This is a genomic window from Bacillus sp. CGMCC 1.16541 (assembly GCF_003184905.1).
GTDB lineage: Bacteria > Bacillota > Bacilli > Bacillales > Bacillaceae_H > Priestia.
The window spans coordinates 39,295-46,528 of sequence record NZ_QFRU01000032.1; the positions used below are offsets into that span (position 1 = coordinate 39,295).

Sequence of the window (7,234 nt, forward strand, 5' to 3'; positions counted from 1 at the left end):
GTTACACATTGCTTTTTTCCATCCATTCAATTAGGGACAATATACCGATAACCACCACCATGCATTTCTTTTAACGAATTGAAAAATGTATTGCCTCTCTTTTTCGCTTCTTGAGGTGAAAAACACAAAAAAGAAACCATTCTTTATGCTGAATGGCCTCTTTTGATTGTTATTTGACAGCTTCAATTTCACGAACTAACGTAGAAATGGCATCGGTTTTCGTTGCTGCTCTCATCGTTTGTTTCATCGTTAGTGCATTTGTTTGAAGTTGTTGGATATGTTCCATCAGTGTGTCTTTCGTTAACTGTTCTTCCTCAAGAACTAGGCTGAACCCTTTTTTCTTAAATGACGCCGCATTCAAGATTTGATCTCCACGGCTCTGTGCTTTTGATAAAGGGATAATCAACATTGGCTTATGCAATGCTAGAAATTCGAAAATGGCATTAGATCCACCACGTGTAATGACATAATCGGTTGCTGCTAAAACATCTGATAATTCGTCATGAACGTATTCAAGTTGTTGATAGCCACGCACATTTTTTAATGATTCATCAACGTTTCCTTTTCCACATAAATGAACAATTTGAAACTTTTTCGTTAGTTCAGGTAGTGCTTCGCGAACCGCTTCATTAATACGACGCGCACCTAAACTTCCTCCCATAATCGTTAGAACAGGAAGTTTATCATAGAAATGGAGCCAATTTAATCCATTTTGAGCGCGACCTTGTAGTAATTCTTTTCGAATAGGTGATCCTACTACCGTTACTTTATCAGCAGGAAAGTATTTTGCTGCTTCATCAAATGAAGTGAAAATTTTTGTCGCAAAGCGCTGTGCAATTTTATTTGCAAGTCCTGGCGTTAAATCACTTTCATGAATAAAAACTGGAATATTTAAAGACTTTGCCGCCATGATGACTGGAACTGTAACAAACCCGCCTTTTGAAAACACAAGTGCTGGTTTTAATTTTTTCAAGATACGACGCGCATCTCCAATGCCCTTTACAACACGAAAGACGTCTTTGACGTTTTCCATATCAATGTATCTTCTTAATTTCCCACTTGAAATGGCATGGTAAGGTACATTGATTTTTTCAATTAACTCTTTTTCAATTCCTTTATGAGAACCAATATATTGAATGTCCCATTTTGTTTGGTCAAGCTCGTTCATGATCGCAATGTTTGGCGTCACATGACCAGCCGTTCCTCCACCAGTAAACACAATCACTTTTTTTGTCATCTTTTTGCCTCTCTTTTATGTTAATTCTTCACTATTTTCATTCTTATGTATAAGACTGTTAAATATGTAGTATATACAACCACAGATTATATCACGTTTAAACAAGGAGGCAAACTAACTTATCACTCATTTTCACTATAAAAACAGCCGTTCTTCTTTAAGAAAAACGACTGTTGATTGTTATAACTTTATTGAAATGTTGTCTCCACGTTGAAGTAATGGTACATCCACATACACGCTTTCTGGGTATTTGATTCCTTGCCCTGTGTTTAAGCAAACGACACGCTCATCTTCCTGAATCCACCCTTCTTCTCGTAACTTTCGAGCTGCTGTAAAGGTCGCCGCTCCTTCGGGACAAATAAACATCCCTTCATTTTGAGCTACTAACGCTTGTTTTCTTTGAATATCTTGGTCGGATACGGCTATGGCACATCCGTTCGTTTCGTAGATGGCTTCTAACACTAAAAAATCACCAATTGCTTTTGGTACGTTAATGCCAAACGCCATCGTCTCAGACTCTTCCCAAAACTCTGATTCTTTCTTTCCTTCTTGCCACGCTTTAACAATTGGAGCGCACCCTTCTGCTTGTACCGCGACTAGACGAGGAAACTTCCCTTGTTCAACCCAGCCTAGTTGCTGAAGTTCGACAATAGCTTTGTAGATGCCAATAATGCCGACACCACCACCTGTTGGATACAAGATGACGTCTGGTACTTCCCAGTTAAATTGTTCAAGAATTTCATAGCCCATCGTTTTCTTTCCTTCGATTCGATAAGGTTCTTTTAATGTAGAAGAATCATAAAATCCTTCTTCTTGAACGAGTTTACCAACCATTTTACCCGCATCGCTAATCAATCCATTAACTAAGTATAAATTCGCACCCGCAATCGCGCACTCTTTACGTGTAATAGAAGGTGCATCTTGTGGCATTACAATGTAGGATTCAATCCCTGCTCGCGATGCGTATAAAGACCACGCAGCCCCTGCGTTTCCGTTCGTTGGCATCGCTAAACTTTTCACACCTAATTCTTTTGCTTTTGATACGCCAACAGCTGCGCCCCTTGCTTTGAACGAGCCAGTAGGAACAAGTCCTTCATCTTTCATATGTAAGTGGGGAATCCCTAACTTTTCACCTAGTTTCTTCATTGGAATTAGGGGTGTCATTCCTTCTCCTAGGGTAACGACATTTTCTTCGTTCGTAACTGGCAGCACCTCATGGTAACGCCATAGATTAGCAGGACGCAATGCTAACTCTTCCTTGTTCCATACGCTCTTAACCGCTTCTAAATCATAATCAACTAAAAGTGGTGAACCACATTGACATAAATGATGGACTTCATTCGGTTTATAAGTCGCTTCACACTTTGGACAGCGTAATTGTTTAATATAACTATATGTCATATTCTCCTCAACACCTCTTTTTATTGAAATCATTTTTGTTTATTCACCTTTTATACCCTCTATATCATACTGGTATAATCAGAATTACATAAGTAATCTTAGAGTATAATAAAATGTCAGAATCATCAATCATCTTATATTATGTTAAATATTACCTTGTTTACTCTTTATTTGTACTTTTTATCTCTTAAGGTGAATGACTTCTCAGTAAAAATAGATAAATTACGTCCATTCGTTGTAAGCATATGGTAAACTATGATTAACAAAAGATGGGAGTGAATGTGATGATTGAAATTAGTACTCATAGCGGTGTGGTCTGTGCAAAAGGAACGGTTTCTTTACAAGATGCGCATATGAACATCTACGCATTTTTAGTCGATAACATGCTCGTTGATACAGGTCCTGAAAGTTTATTACAAGCATTTATTCCATTTTATCGATTAGAATCATTTGATTTTGTTGTGTTAACTCATCTTCATGAAGATCATACTGGATGCGCTCCTTGGATTGAACAAAATAAACAAGTCCCAATCTATATTCATGAAATGTCAATCGATGATAGCGAAAAACAAGCACATTACCCTGCTTATCGTCAGCATTTTTGGGGAGCGAGGCATCCGTTTCACCCAAAACCTCTTCAATCTACATTTACTTCAGAGAACTACAAGTGGAAATCCATTCATACACCAGGTCATGTCGATGATCATGTGGTCTTTTTAAATACAGATACAGGCACTTTATTTGCAGGAGATTTATTTGTCAGCCCTAAAACGAAAATCATTATGCGTAATGAGTCGGTATCAACAACTATTCAGTCCATTCGTAACGTATTACAGCACGATTTCCAAGAAATGTTTTGCAGTCATGCAGGGTATGTGAAAGATGGAAAAGCTATGCTACAGCGAAAGCTCCAATACTTAGAAGAGATAGAAGGGAAAATTCTTTCTCTCCATCAACAAGGCCAAACTATCCATGAAATAAAACAAACATTGTTTCCTGTCCCATATCCGCTTATCGCCCTCTCTGAGCATGAATGGGACTCAGAGCACATTGTCACATCTGTTGTGAATGATCGGTCTTATTCAATAAAAAAATGACGAGCTCTCAGCTCGTCATTTTTTTACTCCTTTTAAAATCCCCACCAATATTCATGCATTCCTTGAGCGTATTGAGTCGCTAAGTTTTGACGAAATGTTGCATTTGCAAGGTTTGCAGCATCCATTGAATTACTAATGAATCCTGTTTCACCAAGCGTAGCCGGCATATTTGTATACTTTAGCACATAGAATCCAGCTTCTTTTACACCTCGAAGTGTAGAATAAGAACTTTTTAATTTGTTATACGTACTTGTCGCAAGCTTTGAGCCATTTGTGCTTCCATAATAGTGATACGTTTCTAAACCATTTGGCGATGATGTACTGTAACTATTAATGTGCATGGATACAAAAAAGTTTGCTCCTACACTATTGGCATACGCCGTACGACTTTCTAATGAAAGGGTCGTGTCGGTGCTTCTTGTCATATAAACAGTTGCGGGATAATTGGCGATGATATAATCTCTAGATCGTTTTGCAATATCCAATACAATATCTTTTTCCCGAATGCCGTTTCCAACAGCACCAGGATCGGTTCCTCCATGTCCAGGATCAAGGACAATAATTGGATTGGCAGCTGCGCGAATCCCCTTCTTATTTTTCACATCTTCTTGATCAAGTTGTTCCTTTAATTTTGGATCGTAATTCTCTGGAGGAGGTGCTACATTCCACATCGGCTCATCAGCAATGACTGGACCGTTATCTTTCTTTTCAGCTCCTACAGTCGACACACCACCTACTAAACTCATACAAACTAAACCAGCAACCAATACCCTTAATTTTCTCATCTCTCCATCTACTCCTTTTCCTATCTTTTTATAAGAAACAAAGTCGTTTCACATAGCATGATCAAAACTTCATGATTAATCGGATATTAACTGGGATGTCAGAAAAGAATGCGTGTAAGCGTGGTTTCGTTAAGTTGTCTAAATATAATTCATAGTTGGTATGTTCTTTTTGATTCTCTAGCCAATGTCCGTAGTACTCTTTTTGCTTATCGTATAAAAGTGTCGCATAAATTTTGGCTTTCACTTTTTCATATGGTTGTTGCACAGGTTGTTGAATATCTTCGATTCGAAACCAATACGTATCTTCTTCATGTTTAATAGGTCCAATTACGTAATGAGGTGACGATTGAAACATTTGCTCTGCAATCAATCGCGGCACTTCTGAAGCTAGTTCTTGAAAAGAAGCAAGCTCTTTCCATCCTTCGTAAATCCTAGGTCCTTCAAGAGTATCACTATAAAGTGTTTCATCATTGAAATGCTCTTCAACTTCTTGCTCAACAATTGGATTATCTGTTCGTATGTATTGCAATGTTCTTAACTCAGGTATATAAAAAGACGCTTTATACGTTTCATAAAATTGTCGCGTTTCTTGTTCAGTGACAACAAGTTGATTGGTAATGTAATTTTTCACTTGCATACCAATCATTGCACGCTCAATGTTTTCTAAACTTTCGGCTTCTGTTACATTCATTTCTTTTAACTTTTCATTTCGTTCTGCTTTTGTTTCAGCTAACTGCAGAAAGTGCTGTTGCACTTCTTTCTCTTGTACATGAATGTTCATTTCTTTCGCTTGCTCTAGTACTAAATTTTCTAAACTGCGTTGTTGAATGGCCTCATGCTTCTCTTTTAAAGATGCTGTGTCCGCTACATAAAAATGCTCAACTCTACTCCAGTTACTGATACGTTCGACCTTTTCCCCCACTGTCATTAAAAGTGGATCATAGGTAATGTGAATGAGTAATAGAAACCCTACTAAACTAATGATGAATCCCCAAAAATAGAGCCTATTTTTATACTTCGTCATCTGTAAATCTCCCTTCTTATCAACAAGATAGGTGTAGGAAGGAAATCATTCTCTAGCTTTAGTGTATCATCACTTATCTCAACTCAGTATTGAGAAATAGCGTCGTGATTGTTTGCGTGATAGCTTGTTTTTACTAATATATTTAGAAACATCACCTTCTTTTGATTTAGATAGTTAAAAACAAAAAATTCAACCGATAGTGATCCAAATGATTTTTACTTGCGTATTACTCTATGAAAAAGTTACAAAGGAGGAAATACAAGATATATTAAGTCAAGTCTTATCACAAGTTCTCTCTTTTGCCTAGTCAAAGGGAGAACTTGTTTTATTTTTTGTAAAAAAACAACGCTATCTCTTTATGAATAATCTTAGATATGATATGAATAAGACAACGATTTAATAAGGGAGAGGTAGAATGAGAGATGTGTATGCAAATTTTGAGCAACTAAAAACACATGAACAATACGGAACGAGTTACATCATTGACCATCGTCACCAACCGGATGCTGACATTGTTTTTTTAGCAAATCATGGAGGGAGCATTGAACCTGGTACGTCTGAGCTTGTGCGTGCAATGCAAGATATCGGCTCAACTTATTTATTCGAAGGAATAAAACCTCCAGGCCAAAACCGCAATTTGCATCTCACATCTGTTAACTTTGATGAGCCGACGTGTTTAGCATTGGTTGCTCATCACTCACATAGCATTGCTTTTCACGGATGCACGGGAAATGATCCATTTACACTAATTGGTGGCTTAGACGTCGAATTCGCAAAAGACATCTACGAACACTTAACAAATGCAGGTTTTCGTTGTACATTACTTCAAAAAGGCGACCGATTATCTGGTACAAACAAACACAATGTTTGCAATCGTACTTCGCGTCAAAAAGGCGTTCAATTAGAACTTAGTTCAGCGTTACGTAAGTCGATGTTCGACTCTTATACGTTTACCGGAAGAGAACATTCAAAAAATCAAACGTTCTATCAGTATACACATGCAATAAAAGCGGCTGTGTTCCACCACTTAATGACATATAATCAATCATTTGCGAGGTGATAAAAGTGAAGGTAGAAAAAAAGGAAGTCAAAGGTGACATCGTCGATCACGAAACACGTTGTTCACACTATCATACCGAAAAAGATATTATCGCCATTAAATTTTATTGTTGTCAGACGTATTATCCTTGCTATCAGTGTCACGAAAGTCATGCCGATCACAATATTAGTGTGTGGCCACAAGAACGATTTGATGAGAAAGCTATTCTTTGTGGTGTTTGTCAACATGAATTAACGATTTATGAATACATGAACAGCAACTCAACCTGTCCTCACTGTTCTTCTTCTTTTAATCCTGGTTGTAACCAACACTATCATTTGTATTTTGAAGCATCGTGCAGCAAAAAGTGACGTGAACAACCACGTCACTTTTTTGGTCTTATTTGTCCTGCATGCACTTCCGCTTTTATGTAACTCACCTGTTCTACAGGACACCCCGCAAGACGACGAAGAGTCAGAAGCTGGCCAACGTGCATCACCGCATCTGATAATGGTCCTTGAATCATCTTTTCAATCGATAACGTTTGCGGCCGCTTGTTTTCCTGGATAGAGGCGTCAATTCGTTCAAGCATTTCTTGAACTACTCCCACTTAACACTCTTACGAGCTGTTTGAAGTGGGAGATTCCTAAG

The 7,234-nt window shown here is 37.9% G+C and carries 8 protein-coding genes; 3 read left to right on the forward strand and 5 right to left on the reverse strand.

Annotated features, from left to right (window positions below):
- Positions 1-169: 169 nt before the first annotated feature.
- Positions 170-1,237 carry an undecaprenyldiphospho-muramoylpentapeptide beta-N-acetylglucosaminyltransferase gene (locus tag DIS06_RS18615; protein ID WP_110114737.1) on the reverse strand — a complete coding sequence of 356 codons (1,068 nt, stop codon included), beginning with the start codon at positions 1,235-1,237 and terminating at the stop codon, positions 170-172.
- A 180-nt stretch (positions 1,238-1,417) separates the two neighbouring features.
- Entirely contained in the window at positions 1,418-2,638 is a 1,221-nt protein-coding gene (locus DIS06_RS18620) for a threonine synthase (protein ID WP_110114748.1), read from the reverse strand.
- Between the two features lie 284 nt (positions 2,639-2,922).
- Between DIS06_RS18620 and DIS06_RS18625 the strand changes: the two genes are divergently transcribed.
- Positions 2,923-3,735: an MBL fold metallo-hydrolase gene (locus tag DIS06_RS18625; RefSeq protein WP_110114738.1), complete on the forward strand. Its 813-nt coding sequence runs from the start codon at positions 2,923-2,925 to the stop codon at positions 3,733-3,735.
- A gap of 32 nt (positions 3,736-3,767) precedes the next feature.
- Here the strand turns inward: DIS06_RS18625 and DIS06_RS18630 are convergent, their stop codons facing one another.
- A complete protein-coding gene (locus DIS06_RS18630) occupies positions 3,768-4,520 on the reverse strand; it encodes an N-acetylmuramoyl-L-alanine amidase family protein (RefSeq protein ID WP_110114739.1) in 753 nt (250 codons plus the stop codon).
- 61 nt (positions 4,521-4,581) lie between these two features.
- Complete coding sequence (locus DIS06_RS18635; RefSeq protein ID WP_110114740.1) at positions 4,582-5,544, reverse strand: peptidylprolyl isomerase; 963 nt, start codon at positions 5,542-5,544, stop codon at positions 4,582-4,584.
- Between the two features lie 415 nt (positions 5,545-5,959).
- On the opposite strand from DIS06_RS18635, the gene DIS06_RS18640 reads away from it, so the two are divergent.
- Both DIS06_RS18640 and DIS06_RS18645 read left to right on the forward strand, forming a co-directional pair.
- Positions 5,960-6,604 (forward strand): poly-gamma-glutamate hydrolase family protein, encoded by a 645-nt coding sequence (locus tag DIS06_RS18640; protein ID WP_110114741.1) that lies wholly within the window; start codon positions 5,960-5,962, stop codon positions 6,602-6,604.
- Positions 6,605-6,609: 5 nt separating this feature from the next.
- Positions 6,610-6,954 carry a CHY zinc finger protein gene (locus tag DIS06_RS18645; RefSeq protein WP_110114742.1) on the forward strand — a complete coding sequence of 115 codons (345 nt, stop codon included), beginning with the start codon at positions 6,610-6,612 and terminating at the stop codon, positions 6,952-6,954.
- Positions 6,955-6,968: 14 nt separating this feature from the next.
- Here DIS06_RS18645 and DIS06_RS18650 read toward each other — a convergent pair whose 3' ends face one another.
- The gene (locus DIS06_RS18650) at positions 6,969-7,193 is read right to left on the reverse strand and encodes a hypothetical protein (protein ID WP_110114743.1); all 225 of its coding nucleotides are present in this window, start codon (positions 7,191-7,193) and stop codon (positions 6,969-6,971) included.
- Positions 7,194-7,234: the final 41 nt, after the last annotated feature.

Coding starts and splice junctions, on each gene's coding strand:
- DIS06_RS18625 (WP_110114738.1), top strand. CDS start 2,923: ATGATTGAAATTAGTACTCATAGCGGTGTGGTCTGTGCAAAAGGAACG.
- DIS06_RS18635 (WP_110114740.1), bottom strand. CDS start 5,544: ATGACGAAGTATAAAAATAGGCTCTATTTTTGGGGATTCATCATTAGT.
- DIS06_RS18630 (WP_110114739.1), bottom strand. CDS start 4,520: ATGAGAAAATTAAGGGTATTGGTTGCTGGTTTAGTTTGTATGAGTTTA.
- DIS06_RS18620 (WP_110114748.1), bottom strand. CDS start 2,638: ATGACATATAGTTATATTAAACAATTACGCTGTCCAAAGTGTGAAGCG.
- DIS06_RS18640 (WP_110114741.1), top strand. CDS start 5,960: ATGAGAGATGTGTATGCAAATTTTGAGCAACTAAAAACACATGAACAA.
- DIS06_RS18615 (WP_110114737.1), bottom strand. CDS start 1,237: ATGACAAAAAAAGTGATTGTGTTTACTGGTGGAGGAACGGCTGGTCAT.